24 protein-coding genes and 2 tRNA genes are annotated in these 25,562 nt (G+C 42.1%); 21 read left to right on the top strand and 5 right to left on the bottom strand.

Features of this window, described 5'->3' with window-relative positions; translation table 11 throughout:
* Window positions 1-12: 12 nt before the first annotated feature.
* The 3 genes from KCV26_05580 to KCV26_05570 form a co-directional block, all read right to left on the bottom strand.
* Window positions 13-1,743, bottom strand: a complete 1,731-nt coding sequence (locus KCV26_05580; GenBank protein ID WZX37848.1) for a hypothetical protein — start codon at window positions 1,741-1,743, stop codon at window positions 13-15.
* Between the two features lie 119 nt (window positions 1,744-1,862).
* Complete coding sequence (locus KCV26_05575; protein WZX37847.1) at window positions 1,863-3,125, bottom strand: MFS transporter; 1,263 nt, start codon at window positions 3,123-3,125, stop codon at window positions 1,863-1,865.
* A 4-nt stretch (window positions 3,126-3,129) separates the two neighbouring features.
* Window positions 3,130-4,173 (bottom strand): glycoside hydrolase family 130 protein, encoded by a 1,044-nt coding sequence (locus KCV26_05570; GenBank protein ID WZX37846.1) that lies wholly within the window; start codon window positions 4,171-4,173, stop codon window positions 3,130-3,132.
* A gap of 475 nt (window positions 4,174-4,648) precedes the next feature.
* Here KCV26_05570 and KCV26_05565 point away from each other — a divergent pair, with 475 nt between their 5' ends.
* The 9 genes from KCV26_05565 (at window position 4,649) to KCV26_05525 (ending at window position 14,791) form a co-directional block, all read left to right on the top strand.
* The gene (locus tag KCV26_05565) at window positions 4,649-8,716 is read left to right on the top strand and encodes a response regulator (GenBank protein WZX37845.1); all 4,068 of its coding nucleotides are present in this window, start codon (window positions 4,649-4,651) and stop codon (window positions 8,714-8,716) included.
* A 107-nt stretch (window positions 8,717-8,823) separates the two neighbouring features.
* Window positions 8,824-10,464, top strand: a complete 1,641-nt coding sequence (locus KCV26_05560; GenBank protein ID WZX37844.1) for a S8 family serine peptidase — start codon at window positions 8,824-8,826, stop codon at window positions 10,462-10,464.
* A gap of 34 nt (window positions 10,465-10,498) precedes the next feature.
* Window positions 10,499-11,740 carry an exodeoxyribonuclease VII large subunit gene (locus KCV26_05555; protein WZX37843.1) on the top strand — a complete coding sequence of 414 codons (1,242 nt, stop codon included), beginning with the start codon at window positions 10,499-10,501 and terminating at the stop codon, window positions 11,738-11,740.
* Window positions 11,741-11,747: 7 nt separating this feature from the next.
* Window positions 11,748-12,287, top strand: a complete 540-nt coding sequence (locus KCV26_05550) for a hypothetical protein (GenBank protein ID WZX37842.1) — start codon at window positions 11,748-11,750, stop codon at window positions 12,285-12,287.
* Window positions 12,284-12,481, top strand: coding sequence for an exodeoxyribonuclease VII small subunit (gene xseB / locus KCV26_05545; protein ID WZX37841.1), 198 nt, complete (start codon window positions 12,284-12,286; stop codon window positions 12,479-12,481). The genes KCV26_05550 and xseB overlap by 4 nt, the downstream gene beginning before the upstream one ends.
* Window positions 12,482-12,487: 6 nt before the next feature.
* Entirely contained in the window at window positions 12,488-13,177 is a 690-nt protein-coding gene (locus tag KCV26_05540) for a 2-C-methyl-D-erythritol 4-phosphate cytidylyltransferase (GenBank protein WZX37840.1), read from the top strand.
* Window positions 13,178-13,318: 141 nt separating this feature from the next.
* Window positions 13,319-13,792: an Lrp/AsnC ligand binding domain-containing protein gene (locus tag KCV26_05535; GenBank protein ID WZX37839.1), complete on the top strand. Its 474-nt coding sequence runs from the start codon at window positions 13,319-13,321 to the stop codon at window positions 13,790-13,792.
* Between the two features lie 134 nt (window positions 13,793-13,926).
* Window positions 13,927-14,514, top strand: coding sequence for a hypothetical protein (locus KCV26_05530; GenBank protein ID WZX37838.1), 588 nt, complete (start codon window positions 13,927-13,929; stop codon window positions 14,512-14,514).
* Window positions 14,507-14,791 carry a transcriptional regulator gene (locus tag KCV26_05525; GenBank protein ID WZX37837.1) on the top strand — a complete coding sequence of 95 codons (285 nt, stop codon included), beginning with the start codon at window positions 14,507-14,509 and terminating at the stop codon, window positions 14,789-14,791. The genes KCV26_05530 and KCV26_05525 overlap by 8 nt, the downstream gene beginning before the upstream one ends.
* 73 nt (window positions 14,792-14,864) lie before the next feature.
* On the opposite strand, the gene KCV26_05520 is transcribed toward KCV26_05525, so the two are convergent.
* Window positions 14,865-14,938, bottom strand: a tRNA-Pro gene (locus tag KCV26_05520).
* Between the two features lie 115 nt (window positions 14,939-15,053).
* Here KCV26_05520 and KCV26_05515 point away from each other — a divergent pair.
* The 9 genes from KCV26_05515 to KCV26_05475 all read left to right on the top strand — a co-directional run bounded on the left by KCV26_05515 (window position 15,054) and on the right by KCV26_05475 (window position 21,616).
* A tRNA-Gly gene (locus tag KCV26_05515) sits at window positions 15,054-15,126 on the top strand.
* Between the two features lie 160 nt (window positions 15,127-15,286).
* Window positions 15,287-15,712, top strand: coding sequence for a hypothetical protein (locus tag KCV26_05510; GenBank protein ID WZX37836.1), 426 nt, complete (start codon window positions 15,287-15,289; stop codon window positions 15,710-15,712).
* A 311-nt stretch (window positions 15,713-16,023) separates the two neighbouring features.
* On the top strand, window positions 16,024-16,365 hold the full coding sequence (locus KCV26_05505) for a helix-turn-helix domain-containing protein (GenBank protein ID WZX37835.1): 342 nt from the start codon (window positions 16,024-16,026) through the stop codon (window positions 16,363-16,365).
* Between the two features lie 4 nt (window positions 16,366-16,369).
* Entirely contained in the window at window positions 16,370-17,560 is a 1,191-nt protein-coding gene (locus tag KCV26_05500; GenBank protein WZX37834.1) for a helicase, read from the top strand.
* A 194-nt stretch (window positions 17,561-17,754) separates the two neighbouring features.
* The gene (locus KCV26_05495; GenBank protein ID WZX37833.1) at window positions 17,755-18,693 is read left to right on the top strand and encodes a toprim domain-containing protein; all 939 of its coding nucleotides are present in this window, start codon (window positions 17,755-17,757) and stop codon (window positions 18,691-18,693) included.
* A 149-nt stretch (window positions 18,694-18,842) separates the two neighbouring features.
* Window positions 18,843-19,196 (top strand): plasmid mobilization relaxosome protein MobC, encoded by a 354-nt coding sequence (mobC, locus tag KCV26_05490; protein ID WZX37832.1) that lies wholly within the window; start codon window positions 18,843-18,845, stop codon window positions 19,194-19,196.
* Entirely contained in the window at window positions 19,186-20,103 is a 918-nt protein-coding gene (locus KCV26_05485) for a relaxase/mobilization nuclease domain-containing protein (GenBank protein ID WZX37831.1), read from the top strand. Before mobC ends, KCV26_05485 begins: the two co-directional genes overlap by 11 nt.
* A 125-nt stretch (window positions 20,104-20,228) precedes the next feature.
* On the top strand, window positions 20,229-20,774 hold the full coding sequence (locus tag KCV26_05480) for a hypothetical protein (GenBank protein WZX37830.1): 546 nt from the start codon (window positions 20,229-20,231) through the stop codon (window positions 20,772-20,774).
* 83 nt (window positions 20,775-20,857) lie between these two features.
* The gene (locus KCV26_05475; protein ID WZX37829.1) at window positions 20,858-21,616 is read left to right on the top strand and encodes a ThiF family adenylyltransferase; all 759 of its coding nucleotides are present in this window, start codon (window positions 20,858-20,860) and stop codon (window positions 21,614-21,616) included.
* A gap of 54 nt (window positions 21,617-21,670) precedes the next feature.
* Here KCV26_05475 and KCV26_05470 read toward each other — a convergent pair whose 3' ends face one another.
* Window positions 21,671-22,429, bottom strand: coding sequence for a response regulator transcription factor (locus KCV26_05470; GenBank protein WZX37828.1), 759 nt, complete (start codon window positions 22,427-22,429; stop codon window positions 21,671-21,673).
* Between the two features lie 130 nt (window positions 22,430-22,559).
* Between KCV26_05470 and KCV26_05465 the strand changes: the two genes are divergently transcribed.
* From KCV26_05465 to KCV26_05455, 3 genes are all read left to right on the top strand, one after another.
* Window positions 22,560-23,207, top strand: coding sequence for a hypothetical protein (locus KCV26_05465; protein ID WZX37827.1), 648 nt, complete (start codon window positions 22,560-22,562; stop codon window positions 23,205-23,207).
* 338 nt (window positions 23,208-23,545) lie between these two features.
* A complete protein-coding gene (locus KCV26_05460) occupies window positions 23,546-24,943 on the top strand; it encodes a hypothetical protein (protein ID WZX37826.1) in 1,398 nt (465 codons plus the stop codon).
* Between the two features lie 35 nt (window positions 24,944-24,978).
* On the top strand, window positions 24,979-25,530 hold the full coding sequence (locus KCV26_05455) for a hypothetical protein (GenBank protein WZX37825.1): 552 nt from the start codon (window positions 24,979-24,981) through the stop codon (window positions 25,528-25,530).
* Window positions 25,531-25,562 lie beyond the last annotated feature (32 nt).

Below are 25,562 nucleotides of genomic sequence, written 5' to 3'. Positions count from 1 at the left end.
ACAAAAGTTAAGTTATTTATACGCTATAATTTTTTTATCAATCAAAAGCTTTTTATCCCCTTTTTCCATTTCCGCGCCTGACGGCAACTCCACGATAACACAAGCCTGATCGGCCGGCATTTCTATTTCTGCACTGCCCTTAACCAACCTGGCTAAATAAGTCTTTGAAACAATATCAAAAAGATCGGCCTCCTCTCTCACGGGCGTGTACACCACTTTCACCGGTTCGTTATACGGGTTGTACAATAAAAAAGTAGGATAACTCCTGTCTGAATAAAAGTCTGTAACGTTACAGTTAAGTTTAAGTACTTTTTCAACATTGGTTTTTTCTATCATAGCCCCAAATATGCCCACGGGGGCCGTACTGTAAAGACTGAACATGGATTCTTTTGGATTGTCTTTGTGCCACTTCGGCCCGTCGCCGAGGGCAACGGGGTGCACCCCCTCCAGCCGGGGACTCTGCAAGTCGTCCGCGTAACGCAAGCCTTCGTAAGCAACAACGGAATTCGTATATCCCTGCATCGCCGGAAGCCATTGATTGGCATCCGGTATCTTATCGGGGAAGAAAAGCCGTGAAGCATTCACGTTATTCAGCATCCATTTACCTATAGCCCTCGCAAACTCAGGTTCATACTTTACCATCGGGACAAGGGGCATGGCCATTTTTATACTGTTCATCAGAAACGCGTAACCACCCCCGTCGGTAATGCTTCCTTGCAGGCCGCTAACATCGTATTCCCCCCATTTGTCCACAATAATTCCCCATCCGGTACGCCCGTTTTCGCTTTTCGTGCCCTCAAAAACCCAATCAAGCATCTTAGCCACGTCGTAATCCGTTCCTTCTTCGGCATTTAAACGGGCGGCCGTGTAAACCCCAATAGGCAGCAACACTTCATAGAAACGGCTTTCGGTTTGATGGTCCAACGCCTCAATGGCAGATTTTGCGCGTGCCAGATAACGCTTATCCCCAAATAGTTTGTATGCCGCATACAGCACGTAGCCGTGTCCTCCGGCAGCATCTTGTTGCAGGGGGATCTGGTTTGTCATGCCCTTCATTTGAGCGTAATCGAAGTAAGAATAATTGTAATTCCCGTTTAATAACGAATCGGCTTTATAAAACTGTTCTGCAATCGTACGCTGTATGTTTTCGGCATTATCAACACCCGGAAAAACGTCACATACATTATAAAACAACACGTTCGGAAAGACATCATACCACCAGTCTCTCCCATAACCTCCACCCAGGAGAGCCACTTCAGGAGTCGTGTTGTTCATCATGATATTCCATCCGTTGTCCCTGTTAAAATAGTTCTGGATCATCTTCACAAAGTTATACCCGTTCTGACTGGTTTTGTCAATCCCTATTAATCCGGCGCCTAATATTGCCGCTAAGGAATTGAGGCTTTCGTGAAATTCGCCGTTGTTTACATCGGGGCCCTGACGCACGTCATGAACCGCAGTAAATAACCCGAATGTCTGTTGGGGCAAATTACGCTGGTTATTGTCGAGCCAGATCATCGGTCCCGCGGGCAGCTTGGAATCAAAGTCAAAAACATATTCGTCAAACTGCCGGGCCTTTTCTTTCCAATCCAGCAAATCATAAGGCTGCGGCATATTGGGCATAAGCTCTACCCTGTTAATATTAACCTGAACAACAGGATCTCCATAATAAGGCTCCGCAGTATTGCACGACAACAGGGCAACAATGCAGACAAGTGCTGCTAAATTAAATATCCATTTCATCTGTTTATATTTTTCTTTTTGCATTATAGTCGGATGACAATTTTGCCTCGCTAAATTGCCGACTTCCGTTGAAAATCTTATTGACTTTTATCAAATGACAATTTAAAACCACACATTTTTTATGTAAGTTCTTTATACTTCGTATCGATATCGTGGATGATATTTTTGGCAAGCGGCAGCGATAATAATTGGATGCCCCCCACAATCACCAACGCGTATTTCAAGGCGAAATCTTCCGATATCCAATAAGCCAGTGATATAAACAACCCCATTCCAAAAGCACGGCCAATAAACAATCCTATCTCATGACTGAGTATATAGGCATATTCATTTCTATTCTCAATTGCTTTCACGGCATCAATGGTTTTCATCATGGTTGGAAAATAAGCCAAGTCGTGCAGGGGTTGAAACAACACTTTGCACAACACGAAAACAATGACGCCAACGGCAGAAAAAAGAACGGCGTTAAACAGTGTGCCCAGAAAAAAGACAAACAGTCCAAGTCCAAAGATTGCCATCCGGTGTTTGGGTTTGGCAATCCGCCCTAATGTGTAAACCAGGATTGCCGTAAGCAATCCTCCCACACCTTGTATCAATCCCAAAGACCCTTCATTACCGACAAGACGCATGACCAATATGGCCGGCGCTGTCACCAAAAAGCCCTGCACCATCCCTTTGAGCCCGGCAAGAGTCAAAAGTTTTTGCCAAAGCACATGAAAACGGGTATAAAAAAACCTTTTTTGCACCGGGTTGTCGAAGTGTCCTTTCGATAAAACAAATCCGGCAGCCATCGCGACCAGTAAACTGAACGCGGTAATAAATTGATAACCGTTATTCACATCCAGCACCCTCCCAAGAAAAACAAACCCGTCTACCGAAACCAGAAAAGCCCCTACAATTAACGGGACGGTAATACTCCATAACGAGAAAAAGAACGACTCCAGCCCGAAAAAGTAGTTTCGGTTTTCATCATTTGTTGAATTTAGCGTGAGCAGGTAACGGTTGGTCCAGAAAAATCCGGTAGACGCGCCCAGAACAAATCCGGACAGCCCCAGCTCTACGATTCCGATGGAATTCACGAACATCATGGCCATTAATGCAGTTGCCGACAACAAAATACCGAAGACGTAAAGCAGCGAAGCCTTAAACCTTTTAAGCATTAATCCGTTGAGAACCGATGTAACCAACACCCCAAAGTACATACATAGCTGATAAATTGCCACGTAAGCCGGGCTACCCGTGTTACGCATGATATACGCCCCCACGAAAATCTCGATGATGGGCAATATAAACGCATACAACATGTTTGTGACCAGCAGTGTTCTTATGTTCAAGGGTTGAGAACGGAAAAACCTGTATTCTCCCAATATGCTTTTCGACATATCCCTATTTTAATGAGTTCAATATTTCCTGAATGGATAACTTTGCTCCGCAAATAACCTCGTCACTCGCACCATAGAATATTTTAACGGTATCGTTTTCCACATAATGTCCGTTCGTGAAGACAACGTTACCGAAGAATCCGTTTTTTTCATATTCGGCAACGGGTTCCATAATCGGCTCCACACTCCTTGCCAGCACTTTCGACGGGTCGTTCAAGTCCAGCAGTAACGCACCCAAACAATACCGGTGATCGGCATTTGCACCGTGGTATATTTCGAGCCATCCTTCCGGCGTTTTAATAGGTGGACCTCCGGCTCCCACACGCGCCGAGTCCCAGCTGTTCCGACGGGTAACGGCAATGCATTTGTGATTCCCCCAATGAAGCCTGTCGGGAGATTCGGCTAACCAGATGTAATTTCCTCCCAGTTCGGGACTACTCGGACGATGCAGGGCATAATACTTTCCGTTTATCTTCTCTTCAAAAATAGCGCAATCTTTATTGTGCGGAGGAAATATCATCCCCTTACGATCATAAGTTTTAAAATCATTTGTGACAATCAGCCCAACGCCTACTGCCACGGGTGATACCATTGTATAGGTAAGAAAAAAGCCATCATCCAGTGTCGCCACGCGACAATCTTCAATACCGAATGACTCCAGTGCACCCTCACCAAACAGGGGCGGATAATCGGGATCTTCACGGAAATGCACGTCGTCATCACTGACAACAATACGCAAATAGGATAAAGTGGTGAGGTAATCCTTCCCCTTGTACCGTATCACCCGCGGGTCGGAGGCATCCAACCGGGGATCTTTCTTATCGAAAACAACGATCTCTATTTTACCGTTGTCATTGTAAACGGGAAAGCTGATCTTCCCTTCCACCTGTTTCGGCCGTTCCGCCACGCGTAATAAAAGAGCGGTTTTGCCATTTATCCGGAATACTCCGGGATTGAGCAAACAGGTTATTTCCATTCCTGCTATTCCCGGCTCTAAGTCCGAAGGTCGTAACAATGGATTTTCATTGAAGCGTTTTGCAATATCCATGATATAAATATTTTTAATGAAATTCAATCAAAATTAATGGATTCAAGACAAACAGAGGTATCCTAAACTTTCAAAACAGTATACTCCTCTTTCAATTAAAAAAATAGATGCTCCTCTTGAAAAGATAATGTACTTTCGGCATTTTAAAAGCAGCCAAAATTTAGATATTGCCGTAAGTTTTACGGAGAAAATATGTAAATTTGTGATTACAACCGGATGAAAGGAACATGTAAATCAGTCACACCCCTATTTATCCCTAAAAGCGAACCGCCTCCGGCTAAAATTTCCAAAGGAAGTCGACAATTTCGCTTCATTCAATTGTCGCACGACACATTTGAGCTATCGCGATAAACCGGAAAAGCATACTACGTAATACCGCCAATAGGTCGAACAAAGAAGAGAAACTCCAACGCTTGCGGCAAAGAAGACTCATGCTTCTAAATTTGAACGAAAACAAAATAAATATCAATTTACAATGAAAAAAATTATTTGCATATTTTTTCTTATTTTTCCGGTAACGGGGTATGCAATTGATTTTGACATTAAGGCTCTGACAAACAAGGATGGTTTGTCGAACAGTTCCATTAATGTTGTTTTTCAGGATTCGAATCAACTGATGTGGTTTGGAACCTGGGATGGGCTTAATTTGTATAATGGGAGGGAGTTTCAAGTTTATAAACCTTCTCCGGGTAATATTCAAAGTATAAGCAACAACATTGTCCGGGATATTATTGAGGAAAAAAGAGATTATTTGTGGATTGCCACAGACATTGGTATAAACAGGTTTAATGTCAGGGAAAAAGTTTTTGAGCGTTTTTTTGTCGACTCCCTAAGTCGTCGGGAAATAACGAATGAACACTCCTATTTAATCGCCCGCAATTCTCAGGGAAAAATCATTGTATCCATTTATCAACGAGGACTATACTATTTTGATTTTGAAAAAAAACATTTTGAGCCACTGAATCTCAACAAAAAGCTGAACATAAAAAAGATTATTTTCGACCGAGATGATAATCTATGGATATTAACTAAAGAAAAAAATCTGCTCACCGCCACGTTGCAAACCCAGGATGGCCATTTAATTGTACATGATACCAATCTATTTCTTTCAAGAGATATTGAGAATTTCTTTCCTCTCAAATCGGGTGATCTGTTTATACAAACATCCGATTATAAAATATATACATACGGTAAGTACCAGGATAAACTTAAGCCACTTCCTTTCCATGGCGAAATTGGCAAGATCAACGACATTGAATTTAATGAAAAATCAATTTATTTAGGCACAAACAAAGGATTGTACCTGTACGATTTTAACACCGGTATTGTTCCGATAATCGAAAATACTCCCGTATTGAATGTGGGCAGAGGCACTCAAAATATTATATGGGTAGGCACAGATATGAAAGGAATATTTAAGATTGTTCCTTCCGGGGAAAAATTCAGAGCCTGTTTATCGGAAAACATCCCCAATTTTGGCAATTCTGCCGTAAGAACTTTTTTTGAGGACGAAAGCGGGACGCTCTGGGTGGGCACCAAGGGATCGGGCATCTACAACTTTACAAGGGATCCGACAATCAAAGCATTAACACTCAGCAACAGATTCAACATGGAAAGTGGGTTATTGAGCAACTCTGTTTATAAGATAGCCAAAGGTTTCAAGAATGAGTATTGGATCGGAACGGACGGGAGCGGGATCAATTATTATGATAAGAAAACGAAGAATATTCGCAGCCTGAATATGCCCGATAACCTAACCCTCTCATCCGTCTATGCCATTTTACCGGACGATGACGATATCTTATGGGTGGGAACAAGCGGTTACGGCATGTACAAATTGAAAATCGATCTCTCAACGACTCCTTATCGGGTTGCCGATTACAAACAATTTATTTTCAATGAAGAGAAATCTTCCCTGAGCAATAACATTGTATATTCAATCATAAAAGAAGACAGTGCTCACTTATGGATAGGTACACGAGGAGGGGGAATAAACCGATTCAACATCATTGACGAAACCTTCCAAATATTCAAATTTTCCGGGGAGAGCTATGGTAGCAACGATGTGTTATGTATGCATAAAGATAACAAAGGAAGTTTATGGGTCGGTACAAGCATGGGGCTTATCAAGCTGACATGGAGAAACAGAGAACAGCCTGCAGTCATTAACTTTAATGAGAAAAACGGGATGCCTAACAATACCATTCACGGTATTTTAGAAGACAAAAACAATAATTTGTGGGTAAGCACCAATCATGGGCTGGCAAAACTTATTCCGGACGAAACGAAAGAGGACTCCTACCGCATTATTTCATACTTTGCAAACGACGGACTACAAGACAATGAGTTCTCGGACGGGTCATATTACTCAAGTCCTTATTCTTCTCTCTTTTACTTTGGGGGTATCAGCGGATTCAATGAATTCAACCCTCTCGAAATTATTCAAAATGAATACATGCCCGAACTCTGGTTGGACGCATTTCATGTTGATAATACAGAAACAGATTTGTCCGATTATTTAGTACAAAAAGAAGGCCTTAAAGTTCTTACTTTATCACACCAACACAAATCTTTCAGCTTCCGCTTCGTCCCCATTGATTACATTGCTCCATCCAAATGTGAAATAGCCTATATGCTGGAAGGGTTCCACGATGCCTGGGTTAACTTAGGGACATCGAATGCGGTAGTGTTCACTAATTTGCCAAGAGGGAAGTATGTACTTAAAGTCAAAACAAGCAATGCAAATAAGGTATGGAGCAAAACGCTCTACAGCTTACCCATCGAAATGACACCCCCCTGGTGGAAAAGCAATCCGGCATATTTCCTTTATTTTGTTTTTTTCTTAGGTCTCCTGGCAATTATAAGGAAAATGATATTGTATCGCATAAGGCTTACCAACGATATACGAATGAAAGAGCTGGAAACACAAAAAACAGAAGAAATCCACCAGGGAAAACTCCGTTTTTTCACCAATATAGCACACGAATTTTCCAATTCTTTGACACTTATCTATGGCCCTTGTGATAAATTGTTGAAGGAAAAAGAAACCGACAGGTATACTAAAAAATACCTACAGGTAATAAAATCAAATTCGGAAAGGATGCAGAATCTGATAGAACAGCTCGTGGAATTCAGAAAAGCCGAAACCGGACATTTAAAATTGAAAATTGAAACGGTGGATATTTCCGAGTTGATTAAATATGTAATTGACAACTTTATCGAAATATTGGAGCAAAAAAAGATCGATTACACAACCACTTTCATACCCGACGAAAACATAATTTGGAGAACCGACAGAAACAATCTCGAAAAAATCATCTTCAATTTGCTATCAAATGCCGTAAAATACACATCGGAAGAAGAACATATTGAAATCAACGTTAGAACGGAAGATGAAATATTATCCATCTCAATCAAAAATACCGGTATCGGAATAAAACCAGAATACTATGACATTTTATTCGACCGGTTTGAAGTGCTTAACCGCCTTGAAAAACAAATGACTATCGGCGACTATCCCCGGCATGGGATTGGATTGGCATTATGTAAAAGCATCGTAAATATTCTAAAAGGAGACATCAGCATTGAAAGCGACGGGGAAACCTATACATTGTTTGAAATTCGTATCCCAAACTTAGAGTTAACATCCGTACAACCTGAGCCGGCATATAACAAACCTGATTTATCACGGTTAAAATCAATTACATCAAGTGAAATCAATCGATCAGAAGAAAAAAATAAATTACCGGAACAGGATTATATCTCAAACGACGGATCTGTTTTGATAGTTGAAGATGATCAAGACATCCGTTCAATGATAAAAGATCTTTTAAGCCCAAGTTACAATATAATAGAAGCTTCCAATGGAATGGAAGCATTACAGGCTGTAAACAGACAACACCCAATATTGGTTATCAGCGACATTATCATGCCAAAAATGAATGGGGTTGAGTTTGTGAAAATAATGAAGACGCAGGAAATGACCAGCCACATTCCCATCATACTTTTATCTTCAAAAAGCTCCATCGAAAGCCAGATTGAGGGATTTGAAGTGGGTGCCGATGCTTATATAAACAAGCCTTTCAATTTTCGCCATTTAGAAGTAATCGTAAAAAGCCTGCTTCACAAAAAAAACATATTGGAGAAGTACAGTAATTCTCCCTACTCCGCTCTTGAACAATATGAGGGCTCTCTGATCCACAAAGAAGACAAAGATATAATCCTGAATATCTCAAAAGTTATCTACGATAATATCGACAACGAAGAACTCACGATAGATTTCATTGCAAATGAAACGGCAATCAGCAAGATACAACTTTACCGTAAAATAAAGGAGATCACCAAAAAAACACCTACCGAATTTATTCGTTCCATCAGGCTTACGCATGCGGGAAAGCTTCTGAAAACCACTAACAGGACCGTTCAAGAGGTTATGTATGCATCCGGTTTCAACAATAAGGCCTATTTTTACAGGGAATTTTTTAAAAAATACAATACAACCCCCAAAGATTTCAGGGCATCAAGAAGCGATCCGAAAAATTGAAAATCGACCGATAACTTTTACACGGTTATTCGTTATCTGGGAAACTTCACGCTCGACGATATCCAGAAAATGCGTATATTTGTCCCTCCACCATTTATCGAGATAGAATGAAATTGTCCGGCATCACCTTTTTCTTGTTTTTCTGCATCACTTTGTCCGCTCAAAACACGCAACTTCAGTATCGTTTCAGAGTTTACCTGAAAGACAAAGGAAATACGCTTTCCTTGTTTTCCGAACCTGAAAAGTTCCTCACCCCAAAAGCCATTGAGCGTAAAAAGCAACAACAGGTAAAAATAGATCAATCGGACCTCCCTATTTCTCCCGACTATTTCAATCAATTGAAAAATGCGGGCGGGAAGCCGGTTTCGTACAGCAAATGGTTTAAAACCATCGTGATTCAATTAAGAGACAGCTCTCAGATCAACGCTATTCTACAACTCCCGTTTGTGGATTCTGCCAGATATGTTTGGCGGGGTATCGAACGGAATTACCGCAACCCTGTTCGCCCCCGACTCGGGTGGCCCGATTGCCCGGAAGAAAGCGGAGAGGAAAATGGATTCGGACTTACAGAAAAACAATTTGCGCTCCACAATGCCCAACAGATGGTGTTGAGTGGATTCACCGGAAAAGGCATAAACGTAGCCGTTATCGATGCCGGATTTACCAACGCCGATGTTATCCCGCAATTCGGGGATGTTAACTTGGCAGGGTTCAGGAGTTTTGTTCCCGAAGGCGATATTTTTGCATCTAGCGACCACGGCACCAAAGTCTTTTCGACCATGGCGGCAAACCTGCCCGGGGTAATGGTGGGATCGGCTCCTTCTGCGAGGTATTATTTGCTTCGTTCCGAAGACGTTGTGAGTGAGTTTCCCGTGGAAGAGGATTACTGGGTACGGGCCGTTGAATATGCCGACAGCATCGGGATCGACCTGATAAATTCATCGCTGGGATACACCGCCTTCGACGATACTACCCTGAATTATAAACCCGAAAGTTTAGACGGAAAGACATCTTTTATGACCCTCGCTGCCGATAGAGCTTACGAAAAGGGAATGATCCTGGTCACAAGTGCGGGGAATGAAGGCAATAAACCGTGGCAGAAAATATCGGCTCCAGGCGATGCGCAACATGCCCTGACCGTGGGGGCAGTCGGAACGGACAGCCTAATTGCTTCGTTCAGTTCAAAAGGTTTTACGGCCGACAACCGCTTGAAACCTGATATTGTTTCCGCAGGAAAAAATACGGTAACTATAAGTAACAACGGCTTATTAGATTTCACGAACGGAACATCGCTTTCATCGCCTTTTGTAGCCGGACTTGTGGCTTCGTTGTGGTCGGTAAATCCTAGCATGAACCGGGCGGAAGTGCTGGATATTGTGAAACGATCGTCCGACCGGTATAACCATCCCGATTCTGTTTACGGGTACGGTATCCCCGATTTCAGGAAAGCGGTAAGGGTCGTTTTAAGCAAACTGGAAACCCACGAAAAACTGGTTGCCGAAGACTGTTTTTCCATATCGCGTACTGCGAAAAACAGTTTCGAGATAACCATTACCGAGCCCGATTTTTCATTCGATGCCTACACGGTAAATGTGTTGGATGAATCGGGTAACCTGATAGCAAAACACGAGTTTGAAAACGAAAAGCTCACTGTTCCTGTTCAACAGGAGGTCAAAAAAGCTAATCAATTCATACATTTCGTCTTCAAATCACCTTTTACACAGAAAACGGTCCGGTTCAAATTGTGATCCGGGACTGATAAAACAAACCAAAAATAACGGTATGCCCGAAAATTCACTTTCGTTATCGGAACTCAACGGTCAGGTGAGTGACGCCATCCGCGACCACCTGCCCGACACCTATTGGGTACGTGCCGAAACCAGTGATGTGCGCCTCAACCGGAACGGGCATTGTTATTTAGAGTTTATTGAAAAAGATGCCAGGGGGCAAAACATTGTTGCGCGCGCGCGTGGAGTTATTTGGAACAATGTGTATGAAATGCTTTCGTCCTATTTCGAGACGGAGACAGGACAGCCATTTGTATCGGGATTAAGTATTTTGGTACGGGTCTCGGTGGATTTTCACGAACTGTACGGCTTCTCTCTCTCGGTGGTGGATATAGATCCTTCGTTCACTATCGGCGAAATTGCCCGAAACCGGCAACTCGTTCTCAGGAAGTTGGAGGAAGAAGGCGTCTTAACGCTTAACAAAGAGCTTACGTTTCCCGAACTGACGAACCGGATTGCGGTAATTTCATCGCCAACAGCCGCCGGGTACGAAGATTTCTGCGATCAATTGGCAAAAAACCCGTACGGGTTTGTGTTTTATACCCGGTTGTTTCCGGCAATCATGCAAGGGGAGCGGAGTGAACCGTCGGTAATCGCTGCCCTGGAAAAAATTTACGCCCACAAAGAACACTTCGATGCCGTTACCATTATTCGCGGCGGCGGTTCTTCGTCCGATTTAAGTTGTTTTGATTCTTACTATCTGGCAACCAACTGTGCGCAGTTCCCGCTTCCTGTAATCAGCGGAATCGGCCACGAACGAGACATCACCGTGATTGATATCGTTGCTCACACACGGGCAAAAACTCCGACAGCAGTAGCCGAACTCCTGATTTCTCACGCCTCCAAAACGGCCGTCGAGTTGATGGATTTACAGCAGCGTCTGGTAGAAAAGAGCGGCCTTATCTTGCAAAGTTTGCAGGATAAGCTGGGCGAATTATCGCGTCGAATGATCCATTCCTCCCGTTTTTTTGTCCGGGAAGAACTTTCTGTAGTGCAGCAGTTATCGATTATTCTCAATCACCAGGCCAAACGTTTGCTACAAGCAGAAAATCACTCTGTGGCCGAAAAAAGTCAATACATCCACATGGCGTCACCCGAAAATATCCTGAAACGGGGGTATACATTGACATTGAAAAATGGAAAAATCATTAAATCGGCAACGGAGCTTTCGGAGGATGATATTATCGAGACCCTTTTTACAGATGGAAAAACAGAATCAATAATCACTAAAAAGTAATACTGTCATGACAAAAAAAGATTTCTTCAGAATCGTGCTAAGAATTCTCGGACTCTATTTCTTGGCCATGGTGGTTTTTAACTACCTTCCCAGCATAGTGGTCTTTTTTCACAGTCTGCCCCTTCTTAGCCTAATTCTGGCCATAGTTGTGGTTTCGCTGTTCGCATACATTTTTTTACTGCTTATTTTGAAGCCTGATCCAGTTATTAGAATTTTCAAGTTAGACAAAGGATTCGACGATGATGCGCTGTCTGCAAAGCGCATAGAATTCGTCAACTTATTAAAAATAGCTATTATAGCCACGGGGTTATTTCTAATCATCAGCCACTTGCCAACCTTTTTAACTCACCTCCTTTTTCTTTTAAAGCTAGTAGTAAAGAACCGGAACGAAATAACGGACCATGTGGAAAGCGCGCTCCTGACCGATTATATCTCTTGGGGAATAAAGATTTTAAGTTTGATAGTCGGTTATCTGATGATAACGAATTACTCGGCTATTGCTCGGTTTATCATAAAAAAAGATTCAGAAAAACAGTCAGATAAATGAAAGAATCAGCCCTTACCTACTCACAGGCCAAACAGGAACTCGAAGAGATTGTTTCGGCGATTGAATCGGGGGAATTGGATGTGGACGCGTTGACCGAAAAAGTGAAACGCGCATCGGAACTCATCGCATTCTGTAAAGAAAGACTCACAAAAACCGATGAGGAGTTACAGAAAATATTGGATGAAATCAATTAAGAGTTTATGATCCCGGAACAACACTTCAGCGTAGTTATCGTTGCCGGCGGCAAAGGATTGAGGGCAGGCGGAGAAATCCCGAAGCAGTTCCAGCCCATTGGCGGGAAACCCATATTGATGCGTACGGCAGAAGCCTTTTACAATTTCGATTACCGGATGCGAATTGTTATTGTTCTGCCAGAGGAGTTTCGCTTCTTCTGGGAAGAACTTTGTGAAAAGCACAGTTTCCGGATACCACACAGCATTGTCAGCGGGGGAGAAACACGCTTCCACTCCGTGAAAAACGGACTGGAAGAAATCCAGAAAGACGAGATTGTAGGGATTCACGATGCCGCCCGACCGTTCATCCCTAAAGAAGTGATCGGGAGATGTTACCGGGAAGCTTTTGATTTTCGTTGCGGAGTCATTCCGGTTATCGAGGAGAAGAATAGTGTCCGTATTCTTACTGCATACGAGAGTAAAGCTCTTGACCGTAAAAAAATCCGTGTGGTGCAAACTCCGCAGGTCTTTCCGGCCGATTTGCTAAAAAATGCCTACGAAACACCTTACCGCGAAGAATTTACCGATGACGCTTCAGTGGCTGAAGACAGTGGAATTCAGATAAAATTGGTGAAAGGCGATGAAAGAAATATAAAGATTACCACCCCACTCGATCTGAAATTTGCAGATTATTTATGTCGGAACAACCTTGTTTGAGTAACTTTTTGTAAACAATTAAGCGGTTATTAACCCCTATTTCGTACTAAAAGCACTATTTTATTGAAATAAACTTCTCAAAATGCTATTTTATTGTGACTTTTTCTCTATCTTTGCCCTAATATTTTAAAACGAGTTCCCATGGAAAAAATCGACAAACTAGACAGGCAAATACTTGAAATTATTTCACAAAATGCCCGCATCCCATTCAGAGATGTTGCGGATCAATGCGGAGTTTCACGCGCTGCCATTCATCAACGTGTTCAGCGTATGGTGGAAAACAATGTCATAACAGGATCAGGTTATCATGTCAATCCCAAAATACTCGGATATGCTGCAAGCGCTTATATCGGTGTGAAACTCGAAAAAGGATCGATGTACAAGAACGTGATTCCCGAGTTTGAAAAGATTCCCGAAGTAACCGAGTGTCATTTTACTACTGGGCCATACACTCTTCTTATAAAGCTTTATGCTAAAGACAACGAGCACCTAATGGACTTGCTAAACAACAAAATTCAGGAGATTCCCGGTGTTGTAGCCACCGAAACCATGATTTCGCTGAGCCAGAGCGTAAAAAGAGAAATTCCTATCTTAAAAGAATCTCCACGCGAATAACCAAAAACATTAAATAAAGTTAAACAGACGGCTTTTTTCGTGCATAAATAAGGTTTATATTATAAATCGATTTATATTTGCGTCGTATTTTGATTATAAACTTGAAATAACTATTCACTAAAATATTAAACAAAATGGAAGACAAACAATTAAATGAAAAAGAAAGTCTGGAACTTATCGCTCAGATGATCCGCAACACGCAAAAGAAAATGGAAAAAGGGAGCGGTATTCCGTTCCTGATTTGGGGCTATGTCACCATAGCCGTTTCATTAACAGTGTGGTATTTACTCGGTAAAACCGGAAATCAGAACTGGAATTTCCTCTGGTTTGCCATTCCAGTTATCGGATTTCCCGTAATGCTGCTCGCCCTGAAGAGGAAAACAACTCTTCCCAAAACGTATATCGACAAAGTAATCAGCTATGTATGGATTGTCATGGGGGTTTCAGCGTTGATCCCTTCGATGGCTGCAGCCGTAATACACAATTTCCCGGTACTGTTTTTGGTAGTCTTGCTTATTAGTGCCGGGACGGCTATGACGGGACTTGTTATCAAGTTTAAGCCATTGGTTATTTCCGGTTTTGGAGGGATGCTTTTGTCGATTCTGTGCTTGATCCTTCGCGAATCGCTAGATTCAATCCTTGTCTTTGCTGCTCTTTTCTTGTTAGTCCAAGTCATTCCCGGACATATTTTGAATTATAAAAACCGAAAAAACCATGTTTAAGGAACTAGATCCGCTCCTTCATTCCGAACTTCGACTGGCAGTTATGTCAATACTGTTGTCGGTAGATGAAGCCGATTTTGTTTACCTGAAAGAACAAACAAAAGCGACCTCCGGCAACCTGAGTGTGCAGATCGACAAGCTGAACGAAGCTGGATACATTGAAGTGGAGAGGGGATTTGCGGGAAAACGCACGCGTACCGTTTGTAAAATAACGCCGGTTGGCGTGAAAGCTTTTGAAGATTATGTGGAATCTCTAAAAAGCTATTTGAAGCTATAAGGGAAAGACAACGGAAAGAGAATATAACTTCTAAAAAAGACGAAAGCCTGAAACTTTCGTCTTTTTATCTTTGTCGGGATGAGGTGACTCGAACACCCGACCTCCACGTCCCGAACGTGGCGCGCTAGCCAACTGTGCTACATCCCGATTTTTACGTATGCAAAGGTACAATATTTTTTTGTTCGTTCGGAACAAAAGTGAAAAAAACTCTTGCCCAATGAATAAATCGATCGAAAAAAATGTTACATTTGCATAACTATTTGCGGCAATAGCTCAGTCGGTAGAGCATTAGCTTCCCAAGCTGAGGGTCGCGAGTTCGAGTCTCGTTTGCCGCTCGTTCATCATCAAGCACTTATCGGTTTATTCCGGTAGGTGCTTTTTTCTTATAACAAACAAATAACAAACATGCGCCCAGAAAAACAATGAAAAGAAAAACAACGTTATCTACTGAAATCGAATAATAAATAGTATGTTTGCTATTCAAAATCATGGATTATGGCACGTCCCCGCAAATATACCTTTCCCCTTTCCGATCTGAGAGGATTTGAAGATGTAAGGCTGGAACTTAAATCCAACCCTGAACTTGATGGTCTTGATATTGAAAACGCAGTTATAACCCTGAAGCAACGTAAGCAGTCATATACCGCACAGCCTGAAAACCTTAAAAGAGCCCTTGTATCACTTGAACGATATATTTCCCGAAACGGTATCACCGAACCGGTCGAGTTGAGCAAGCGTGAAATGAGCGATATATTATGCATTTCCCGTCCGACCGTTGACAAGTGGATCGATGCGGAGATTATCAAGGCCGAAGTCACTGAAATTACAAATGACAAGTTCAGTAGCATTCAGTATTATCCGAAAATCTTTACTACCCGATCCGTATTGCAAGGATTGAAAAAGTTAGTAGATAAATTATAGTTATACAGCGTTTTATAATCATTACTACCTCTCATTTACACATACTCCCCCTTTCTATTTATATTTATTTAACCGAAAATAATTACCACTTTACGTTTGGCATCGAGTGGCTTCGACTGTCTCCGAATTGACATATGGTATTGTTAAAATGTAAAGTTTAATCTCTGCCATTACTTTACGTTTGTCTGTGAGTGGCATCGAGTGGCTTCATAATACAGACATCTGTAAACCGATTTTGTGATTTGATTTTCAATAATATACGACTTTACTTTGTGCGATGGATTTTTATTTATAATTTAAAAGAAAACGTAATGGAGAAAATTATTATCACTACACCCGACGAATTGAAAGCACTGGTAAAGGATGCGGTACACGGGTTACTGCCGGCACCGGCAGAGCAAAAGAACGATACGGATGCAGCCAACCTTGTGGAGATACTTGCCTTCCTGAAAGAAAACGGTTATCCCACATCCAGAGGAAAGATGTACAAGCTCACTTCCGCAGGAGATATCCCGCACCGGATTTATAATGGCAAACTTGTCTTTTCACGGAAAGAGGTACTGAAATGGGCTGCAAGCCAGACACGAAACCGTCATGACTATAGTGAAATCACCCGAACCGTTGCCCGTAGCGCACGCAGGAAAATGAAATGAAGCCATGGAAGATAAAAGAGAATATTTCCGTGTCGGGACAACCCTGTACAAGAATGTCAGGCGACCACTGATCAGTGGTGATTTTATCGAGGAAAAGATTGTCTGGAGCTATGAAGCGTTACGGCAGGATTACGGGAAAAACAGTCTCCCCGAAATCGGGAAATACGACGGATTTTGTATCATACCCAGCCATATAGACTATCAGCAGGCCTATGGAACTTTCCTCAACCAGTACGAACCTGTTGGCCATGCACCCTGCGAGGGTGATTTTCCTTATATCCGGCTATTTCTGGAACATATTTTCGAGGAACAGATAGAGCTGGGACTGGATTATATCCAACTACTGTATGTCCGTCCGACACAAATGCTGCCCATTCTCCTGCTTGTATCCAATGAAAGAGAAACGGGCAAGACAACGTTCCTGAAATTCCTGAAAGCATTATTCGGGAAGAATGCCACATTCAACACGAACGAGGATTTTAAAAGCCAGTTCAATGCCGACTGGGCAAACCGGCTGTTGATCCTGGTCGATGAGTTGCTGTTGAACAGGATGGAGGATACCGAGAAGATCAAGAACCTGTCAACAGCCGGAGACTACAAGATTGAAGCCAAGGGGAAAGACCGTCGTGAGATCGAGTTCTTTGCCAAGTTCGTACTCTGTTCCAATAATGAAAAGAACCCGATTATCATCCCGAGGGAAGAAATCCGTTTCTGGGTTCGTAAAATCAAACCGGTCGAAAAGGATATAACTTCCCTAAAGGAATTGATGACAAAGGAAATACCCTTTTTCCTGCATTTTCTGAAGAACCGGAAGCTATCCACGCAAAACGAATCCCGCATGTGGTTCAAACCCTCGCTGCTTGAAACCCCTGCGCTGAACAAGATAAAGAAATACAATTCGAGCAAGGTCGAGATTGAAATGGCTTCCTATTGTGCCGAGGTCATGGAACGGCTCAACCTGACCGGAATCCATTGCTGCCCGAAAGATTTACTTGACGTGGTACGGAATGCAGGATTGAAAGCAAACCTTCCTCAAATCCGGAACATTCTAAAGGATAACTGGAAGCTCCGTTCGGATCACAACAGCGATTATACATTTTACAGTATAGGCCCTAACGGGGAGATAAGTCCACTGGACAGGAAAGGACGGTATCTGGAGGTAGGGAAAGAGGTGATCGATAAAATCCTGTTGTGATGTTTTTCTTTCATCGTTAATTGGTTAATAATCAATGAAAGAAAAATAACAACAAAAGCACAACAACCGTACAACAAAACCGGGATTGTCGGGAACGGGCGGCAACGGAAATAATACTTGTTGTGGAAGTGTTGTCAGTGTAATGTATTGTAATACAGCAAGTATTGGATAAACCGCAACAAAACAACAGAAAAATGAATAGAGACAATATAAAAAACATACAGATAAGGGATTACCTGAAAAGTCGGGGATTTTACCCTGCAAGGGAATATTCCGGCTACGGGATGTACAGGAGCCCGTTCAGGGATGACAGCACGCCAAGCCTCAAAATCGATTATTCCAAAAATCTGTGGTACGACTTCGGAAGCGACGAGGGAGGAAGCATCATCGACCTGGTGATGAAACTGGAGGGATGCACTTTCAATGACGCCATCGAACATCTGAGGGAACAGCCGCTCATACCCATGGAGGAGCAACGATCCTTTTCCTTTCACCGGAACAGCGGAAAGAACAGCGGTATCACCCTGATCGAAGATAAACCGCTGGAACATCCCCGACTGCTGGAATACCTGAAAATCCGGAAGATCAATGCGGACATCGCACGGGAACATTGCAGGGAGATACACTACAGCGTGGGGGAAAACACCTACTATGCCATCGGCTTTGCGAACAATGCCGGAGGCTATGAACTGCGCAATTCCTCATTCAAGGGATGCATCGCCCCCAAGGATATCACCCATATCCGGCAGGAGGACGGAAAGGAAAGCTGTCTCGTTTTCGAGGGGTTTATGGACTATCTCTCTCTGCTTACCATACACAAACAACTCAATCCGGAATATCCAAATTCCAACCGGCACGACCATATCATTCTCAACTCGACGGCAAACCTGCAGAAAGCCATACCTCTATTGGTAGACTATGAACAGGTACATCCCTTCCTCGACAACGACAAGGCAGGGATGACAGTTTTCAGAAAAATGGAAAAGGATCTGGGCTGCCGTGTACGGAATTCCTCGCACCACTATTCGGAGTACAAGGACTTGAACGAATACCTGTGCGCAAGGGCACATTTGAAACACAGCCGATCTCCTAAGAAGCCAGTCCAAAAACCAAAAAGGGGATTAAGGATTTAATGCAGCAAAAAATGGGATACCTTATGTTTTTGGGAGTAGCAAGTTTATGTTTTGGTAGTACCAAAACCCGCTTGCTCCCCGAATAGGGAGAAGAAATCCCGCCGGTCTGGAATGAAATCATAATGAAAAATGACATTGAGAACTAAAGTATGAACACGATAAAAAAGGGAGGAAGACCCGCCAAGAAACTGGGAGAAAAACGCAAGTACACCGTCAGCGTGAAACTCGACACGAGGGAGTATATCTCGCTAAGGACAAAGGCAAACAGTGCAGGGATCAGCAGGAGTGAATTTATCCGGCAGTCCATATCTGGGAGCATGATCCGTCCACGGATAACCCCCGAACTGAACGGCCATATCCGCAAGCTGTCGGGGATGGGGAACAACCTGAACCAGATCGCAAGGAGAGCGAATGCCGAGGGGTACGCCAATGCAAGGGGGGAATATCTCCGTCTGGCAGTCAAGATCGATGACCTGATAGAAACTTTACGCAATGATGGCTAAGATCACAAAGGGAAGTTCATTCAAGGGCGTAATAAAATACGTCATCGATGAAAAGAAAGAGACACGGATACTCAATTCGGACGGCTTACGGCTGAAAAACCTGAATACCGTCATCGACGGCTTTGTAACGCAGGCAGGGATGAACGGCAGGGTATCGAAACCGGTCGGGCATGTCACGCTCGATTTTTCGGCACAGGACAAGGAAAAGCTATCCGACAAGGTGATGGTAAGAATCGCCCATGATTACATGCAGCGGATGGGGATCACCGGTACACAATACATCATTGCCAGGCATTTCGACAAGGAACACCCGCACATCCATCTTGTCTTTAATCGGGTTGACAATAACGGCAAGACCATATCCGACAGTAACGACCGTTACCGGAGCGAGAAGATCTGCAAGGAATTGACGCACAAGTACGGATTATACTATTCCACGGGCAAGGAGAATGTGAAGCAACACCGCCTGCGTGAGCCGGACAAGACCAGATACGAGATATACGAAGCCCTTAAAACTTCCGTCCCGAGGTGCAGGGACTGGAAACAATTGATAAGAGAACTTGAAAGATCAGGAATCAGGACGGAATTCAAGACCAAAGGCAATACCACCACCGTGGAGGGAGTAAAATTCAGAAAGGGAGGGTACACGTTCAACGGCTCGAAAGTGGACAGGATGTTCAGTTACTCGAAAATCGACTACCAATTAAAACAGAACGTCCGACAGTCCATGCGGCAGGATCAGGCACAATCGATATCGGCAACGGTACACAACAGTACAGAATCCATAGTATCGGGATTGGGAGGACTGTTCGACATCCGGCCTGCAAGCGGGCATGATGACGATCAGGCATACCTGTACCAGCAACCGAAAAAAAAGAAGAAACGCAGGTACGGCCGGCAGATGTAGTCTACATAATGCAGTCAATATCTCAATAAGTCATGGCATCATGATCTCATTAAATAGTACTTCAATGCATAAATGCAAGGGTGCAATAAAATATCAAGGTAATAACACAATAACACATTAAAGAAATGAAGAATAAAGACGTAAACGAGATATACACGCTTTTCGAGGAAATCAGGGAGATTGTAAAGGCAGGGAACAGTAATAGCGCTCCCACCCAACCCGAAATACTCGGCTTGTCGGCCATCGACGAGTTATCCGGTAAACTGGATGAAGCCATCAGAGAAATCCGCAAACCGGTTAGGACTGAATACCACCATATTTTCAGTATCGCTTCCAGTAAGGTATTTTACGGGATGATCGGGTTATGTATCATGTGCCTAATTTTATTTTTCATCGTATTCTACCAGCAGAAAGAAATCACTACCTGCAAGGACAACGATTTAAAGTACCGTTACGTCCAGATGCAGGGAGAAATCACCCCTGCAGGTGTAAACGATCTCGACAGTATTTTCGAGAACCGGAGGGATAGCGTGAGAATGATCCGTAAACTGGTGAAACAGCACGAAAAAGCAGTTATCGAAAAAACCAGAAGGTTGGAAAGGGCAAGGCTGAAAGAACTGGAAGCAGAGCAGTTGAGACAGGATGTGGAAAATTTCAAACACAAAAAATAAATTTCACAGCGATCAAAAAACACACTTTTGTGTGTTGTGTACACTATTTTTCTTCACGACCTTTGTTGCAAAAATAAGACAATATGGAAGAAAGATACAGTAGGAACCGAATTTATGTCCGCCCGGAAGAACAGCAACTCCTCAAGCATTTCCGCATCCTGCTGGGTGGTGCAGGTATCGGCAGTATTATAGCCGAGTGCGCATTGCGGTTCGGATTTGAAACCATTACCATCGTGGATGGCGACGTGGTGGAAGAATCAAACCTCAACCGCCAGAATTACCGGATGCAGGATATAGGTAAACCCAAAGCCGAAGCTTTGAAAGAGCATTTATTGAGTATCAATCCAAATGCTGACATTACGGCAATAAATACATTCATCGATGCCGGCAATGTGGAAGAACTGGTTAAAGAACAAGATGTTGCCATAAACGCATTGGATTTCCAGTCGGATATCCCGTTTGTTTTTGATGAATGGTGCCAGAAGTATAATGTCCCGGTCATACACCCCTATAATCTCGGTTGGGGCGGATTGGCATTTGTGGTGGAGCCTACAGGCCCGCAACTGAAAGACTTTACCGATAAATGGGAGAACTTTGAAGTACAGCTTATAGAGCGCATTGTGAATTACTTTAAACTCTGGGTACAACCCAAGCCGTGGATTGAAAAAATCATCACCCAATACAAAAATGAAAAAAGTATACTTCCGCCACCGCAACTTCCTATCGCTTCGTGGATAGCCGCCGGATTGTGCACCAACCTGTTGTTTTGCATTGCCACGGGGCAAAAGACAAAACGCTATCCAAAATTTTATCTGTCATCCATTATAGATGACAGGAATTAAACAGGGGAGACAAGTAAAGGTATTGTAAAGCTTCGAGCTCCACTTTGAATTATACTATATCAGCCTGTGGTGAATGGCAAAACCAAGGGCTTCGGTTATGTTACCCACGTTTAATTTCTCAAACAGTAACCGTTTATACCCCTTGATGGTATCGACCGACTTATGGATCTGTTCAGAAATTTCGTTCATCGTGCAGCCTTGTGCGGATAACCGGAGCACCTCTTTTTCATAATCCTTCAGTTCTACACCCGCATATTTGACCCATTTTTTATTTTCCGGATGATACCTCCAGCGCGAATTACAACCCTGACGGGAAATCTCGATATTACCGGCTTTCGTCTGTGAGGAGAGGGATACCGAGCATAACGCCAACCATATCCTGCCGTCCCTTGTCAAATGTAGCGGTGTGATTTCATGGTGGACAAGCATAGCCTTGCCTGACGGTTGTTTCATATGGAAATCGTAACCAAGCGTATATTCCAGCCGGTTCACAGGCGGAACAGACTCCGAGAACAAAAAACCTGCCCGGTTGATTTCCAGTAGAAGTGGCAGGTCTGCATCCGTCACACGTTCAAGATAAAAATCGTATCCCATATCCCTGACCTTTCCGGCAGGCATACCACAAAGGAATAAAGGGTTTTCAGACACATACAGGAAGTTTTTCCTGAAATAGTCAATGACGTAAATACTTACATAAGTAGTTCGTGAGAACGCATCCAAAAACTGAATATACCTTTCCATGGGTGCATAGTCCTCATCAGGGACAAAAAGAATTTCATTCTCCTGAATGAAAAAATCCTCTTTTTTAGCCATACAACACTCCTTTTAATAAAAACAGACGGATCTTACATCCGGAACTTAAGAAACACACTTTTGTGTCATTCCCTTTTGCCCCGACAACTGTACTTTTGTGTCCGTAAATATAAAAAAATAAATCTAAATAATGGATAAATTCATTACATTTTACGACAAATATACCATCTGGCAATTGTCGGAGGATAGTTTGCATGAACTTGCCGGATTTGTGGTGCGGGAAAACTACAAGCATCATTCCAATAGCCGGCCCAATATTCATTTCGATGCAGAAGTCGAAGCAGTATATCGGGAAGAAGTGCGTTATTTTAACCATTCACGGATATTTGTAGCAAAAAATAGTGAGAATAACATTATAGGAGCCATCCGCCTGATGCTGTGGGATGGGAGAGAAACACTGCCCATACAGTCTTTATTCGGCATTCAATGCCTAAACGATATTTCACCCGATGATAGTTGTTCTGCAATTTGGCATATAGGACGATTGGCAGTCAATACCGATATCGGCCGTCATGGATTGTTACTGTTCAAATCGCTGTTGCTCTATGCCATGTACCCGATTTGCAACAGAAAGAAAGGGATTGTGTTTGCAGAATGTGATAGCAAACTGCTGCGAACAATGAAACTAATGGGTATTCGGGTGCATAGCCTTGGCAATGGGATCGAATACCTCGGTTCGGAAACGATCCCCGTTTATTCCACATATGATGACCTTGTCGGTTTTTTTCGTGAGAACCAATCTTCCTACAGTATCAATCAAGCCAGTGTAGTTGCTTGAAATGCAATTGTAAGGAACAACCAAGTGTCATTACGACGGCTTTTTTGGATCAGAATTGAAAAATATTCCGTAAAACCAGAAGTTTTTTGCCCAAAGGAAAAAACACACAAAAGTGTGTATTTCGATAGTGTACGCCAAAAACACACTTTTGTGTATAGTAAATGGAAAAACAAGGGTATAATTTTGCATCAGCAAAGCAAAAAAATGAATTAACAAACAGCTTTTTTATAGTGCGCAATCAATATAGAAAAGATGGTTAAGAGAATTTACTAACAAATATTCATTCACTCCGCAAGTGCCTGAATACAATAGGCATGGGAAAATAAAAAATTAAATTTATGAAAACAAATTTCAGACATTTATTATTGGCGATATTTATGATTTTCGCCGCCTGTGAACAAGATGAATTAATTGTTCCAGAACAACAACCTGAACAGTCTAAACAACAACTTGTCAACCCAGATTTTCCAATGCTTCAATACAGTAGTAGAGATGCTTTCTATGCTGCATTGGAAAGTGGGGTTGAATCAACAAGAAGTACAACGTCAAATTCGTTTATTAGTCTTTTGGATGAAATTCCTGTTTCTTTACGCAGTGCATCTAATGATGATGAAGAAATGAGTTATTACGAACTAAATGGATATGATGAACTTGTCCCAAATAAGGATTTTGCGAAACTATTGAATCCGAATGGAGAAATAATGGTAAATGATACTATTTATCTTATAAACAGAAACGGAACATATTATTTCCCGAAAGAAAAAGAAGAAGAATTTAGAAATATTTATGCTATGGATTCTATCGGGACAGAAGTTTCCGAAGATTTGTACGAATTAGCGGATAACATTTACAGATTCGATACATTCAAAGAGTTGAAAGATCTTATAGAAATCGATTTAGATTCCTTGGATTTTGAAACGAATGAAGTTGAAACAAGGTCTTCAAATAATGAACCTAATTACGCGAGTTTTCCGTCTTACAAGGCAGACCGTCATACATGGTTAGGTAAACTAAGACAGGGACTTTTTGGAAATGATAAATGGTATTCGGTTGAAATAAAAAATATTAGTAAAAAACGTAAAGTAAGAGGCCGCTTATATGCCTATCATTATGCATTCTATTCGGAAGCAGGAATTACAGGTCAGGTTAAGAAAAAAAACTGGATTGGTTGGAGTAAAGAACCAGCTCAAGAGATAAGAGTTGGATGGAGACCCGTTGTTTTGACAGTGAAAATTCCTGAATTAGCAAGAATACAGAGACCTGTTATACAGCAACCAGTTCTTACTAACGTATTAGCAGAACCTTTTCCTCATAAGACTGCAAGAGTTGAGTGGGTTCACGTGTTACTTCCAACAGATCTTTTAACTGATCAGCAAGTAAACCAATATACACAACAGGCTATTCAAATGGCGTTTAGTCATGTAAGAAGCAAACATAATAGTGTTACAGAAGTAAAATGTAAAAATATTGTTATGGCAGGCCCCTCAACTATATATCATGTTATGCCTGATGATTTTATTATTGCGTATAATGCTAAAGAAATAAATAAAGTATTTACATCAAATTATAACATTCATTTCAGTGCAGATTTATTAAATTTACCAAGCTCAATAATTGGATGGGCAAAGACATTGACCGGCTCACTCAAACAGGAGTATCCTAAACTCCATTCGGGGGAGGCTATAATCTGTGGAAAAGAACAAAATAAATGGGCTGGTATGCGCATAGTGAAATAAATAGAATTTGGTTTTGCAAGTAAATAACTTATATTATGAATAGTAAAATTGGATTTGCATTTCTATGTATTGGTTTGTTTTTCAGCACTGTTGCTAAATCACAACTAAATAATACTTCTACGCTTCAAGTTGAAATTTTGGGTGTTTACAACCTTGCAGGTGTTTCTTTTGATCAGCGCTTTTTGGATAATTACTCCGGACTTGGTTTTAAAGCGGGGATTGGTGTTGGATATGCTAATGCTCCCTGGACTTTTGTACCTTTTAAATATACCTCATGGGGGAGTTTTCCAAAAAATGAAATTGTATCAGTTCCTCTACAATTGAATTATCTTTTTGGGAAAGGTAATAGTCAATTTGAAGCAGGTGCAGGTGTTACACCCTTTTATTCAACTTATAAATTCAATGAAAAAAGTAATTTCAATGCGTATGGAACACTTGCTACCGGTTATCGTTATCACAACCTAAAGAGAAACTTAGCTTTTGGTGCAGGTATTATGTATGGATTTAAACTGCCCGTACTTAAACTTAACTATGTAGATAATTTCTTTTGGCAACCCTATTTTTCAATAGGTTATATCATTAATTAGTATGTGAGAAAAAATAGTCGAAGTTTATTCAT

Source organism: Petrimonas sulfuriphila, assembly GCA_038561985.1.
Classification (GTDB): domain Bacteria; phylum Bacteroidota; class Bacteroidia; order Bacteroidales; family Dysgonomonadaceae; genus Petrimonas; species Petrimonas sulfuriphila.
The sequence above is the reverse complement of the archived record's forward strand: the minus strand, read 5'-3'. Positions and strand labels throughout refer to the sequence as shown.